Here is a 2,045-nt window from a genome sequence, read left to right on the forward strand (position 1 = left end):
CCTTAAAACAGCAATGTTTATCATTCATGCATAACACGAATATATTAGCATAAAGACAGCAGTGATTGCAAGCTTTTTTTCTTCACTGCAAAGGGAAAATGGCGATAAACTATGACATTTTTTCTTTACATTATATAACGAGGCAAAAGAAGTTCCCATGTCTTTTGCCTCGTTGAAACGCTGACAGATGAAGTTTTGACTGCGGCAAAACTGGAACAAAGGCGTTATAATATACAAAGGTGATGACATGAACAATAAAATTGTTTGGCTGGCAATCAACGCGCAATACGTACATACCTCGCTGTCTGTGCGGTATCTGCGCGAAGTTAGCCGAAAATATGCAGAAACAGAAATACTTGAACTTACGATTAACAACCATCTGCCCGAAATGCTGGGAAGAATATACGAGACACAGCCCTACGTCCTGGGCATCAGCTGCTATATCTGGAATATAGAATTGGTAAAGAAGCTGCTGCCCCTGCTGAAAAAAGTGCTTCCTGAGACTGTCATAATATGCGGCGGTCCTGAGGTATCCTATAATACGGAAGCATTTATGCGCGCATATCCCGCGGTGGACTACGTAATACAGGGAGAAGGAGAAATATCCCTGCAGGGCGTATTGGAACATATCCTCACCCCGGAAAAATCCCTGCCGGATAAAGGTGTATCATGGAGAAGCGCAGACGGAGAGCTCCGCATAAGCAATGCGGTGGACGTACCTGACGTAAATGAAATACCTTTCCCGTACAGGGAAGAAGAAATGGATGCAATAAAGGATAAAATTCTCTACTACGAGACATCGAGAGGGTGTCCTTTTTCCTGTGCGTACTGCCTGTCCTGCGCCACTGTGGGCGTGAGATTTTTATCCATTGAAAGGGTTTTACGTGAAATAGAATTTTTCACCCGGCACAACGTAAAGCAGATTAAATTTGTTGACCGCACATTTAACGCCAACAAGAAGCACTTTTTGCCGATTTTGCGTTTTATAAAAAACCTTCCTGACACATGCAGAACAAATTTCCATTTTGAGGTTGCTTCGGATTATTTTGACGAGGAAACTTTGGAGATACTGAGCGGATTTCCAAAGGGACGTGTGCAGCTTGAGGTAGGCATCCAGTCAACAAACGAGCAGACATTAAAAGCCGTAGCACGTACAAACCATTGGGAAAAAATAACGCAGAATATACGCCGTATCATTGACGGGGAAAACATACACGTACACACCGATTTGATTATCGGGCTGCCGTACGAGCCTATGGAAACATTCCATAAGTCATTCAACGAAGTATATAAGCTGCATTCCCATCAGCTGCAGCTGGGCTTTTTGAAATTTTTATCCGGCGCGTATATGATGCGCCTTGTTGACGAGGGCGAATATCTCTACCAGGATCAGGCACCTTATGAGGTACTGTCAAATAAATGGATGACCTATGGGGAAATTCATTGGCTGCATATATTCGAGGACGTATTTGAGCTGTATCATAATGCAGGCAGAGCCGGAAGAACCATTGATTACCTTGTGGAAACAATGGAAGCAGGAGACGGGTTCAGATTCTATCAGAAATTTACCGACTGGTGGGAAAAGAAGGAATATCATCACAGACCGCATTCGGACGTGCATCTTTATGAAGCGCTCTACATGTTTGCATTGGAGGAATACAAAAAGCTGTCCCGCGAGGCTCTGGACGGGCTTTTAAGACTTGATTTACTGGAGCAGGGCAGCTCCCACAGCTGGCCGTCTTTCCTCAACTGGAGTCAGGAAAGCATGAAAGACCGCATTGCCGAATTTTGGAGAACGGGAAGGGCAAAGGAATATATTCACGACTATCGTTTCACCAACTGGCACGACATACGCCATAAATATCATGTGGAATACTTTGAAAAAGACCCGTTCCATCCGAGCGGTACGGACAAAGAAGGCGTCTGCATATTATTTGACTACAGCCAAAATCCGATAGAATGGCATGAAATTACTCTTTGAGATGTTTTCTCACTTTACGATTTTATGCAAAAATCAGAGAAACAACCCTACGATTTTATGCAAA

1 protein-coding gene is annotated in these 2,045 nt (G+C 43.6%); it reads left to right on the plus strand.

The annotated features are described in order from the left end of the window. The first annotated feature begins 247 nt into the window (after positions 1-247). A complete protein-coding gene (locus ACY69O_RS07560; RefSeq protein WP_462332860.1) occupies positions 248-1,981 on the plus strand; it encodes a B12-binding domain-containing radical SAM protein in 1,734 nt (577 codons plus the stop codon). Positions 1,982-2,045: the final 64 nt, after the last annotated feature.

The organism is Schwartzia sp. (in: firmicutes) (genome assembly GCF_978017985.1).